Origin of the sequence: Mesorhizobium sp. M2E.F.Ca.ET.209.01.1.1 (assembly GCF_004010375.2) — a bacterium.
Classification (GTDB): Bacteria; Pseudomonadota; Alphaproteobacteria; order Rhizobiales; family Rhizobiaceae; genus Mesorhizobium.
In genome coordinates this window covers 1-401 of record NZ_SADP02000289.1, presented here as the reverse complement: position 1 = coordinate 401, position 401 = coordinate 1, and the positions used below count along the sequence as shown (strand labels likewise).

1 pseudogene is annotated in these 401 nt (G+C 64.3%); it reads left to right on the top strand.

The annotated features are described in order from the left end of the window. Nucleotides 1-141: 141 nt before the first annotated feature. Nucleotides 142-401, top strand: a pseudogene (locus tag EN852_RS35710) (hybrid sensor histidine kinase/response regulator); the annotation flags it as partial.

The window sequence follows — 401 nt, the reverse complement described above, 5'->3', positions numbered from 1 at the left end:
ACCGGACTGAGGGATCGCAGGCCGGACGGAATTGCCACATCGGGCGGCAAATCGGTCTTCGCCGGGGCAAAAACCCCGATCCGCTAAAATTCGAACGATCCCCCGCAATTTGCCATAATGTCTGTCTGGCAAGGATTTCGCATGATCGCGGAATCCGTCAGCCAACGGGCCGACCCTGGCGACGACATCGTTGCGGCACCGGCGCAAGCGCCGGCAATGGCGCGGCGGTTTATCGCCGCGCCGCCGCTGGTGCCCGATCAGCAACCGGCCAAGCGCGAAGGCCTGCCGATCCTGACCTTCGTTGTCATGGTTCTGGCCGGCCTCTCCTACCTGACCGGAGCGCCGGTCTTCATCACCATCGGCCTCCTGGCGACGGGTCTGGGCGGCCTCGCCATGCATTT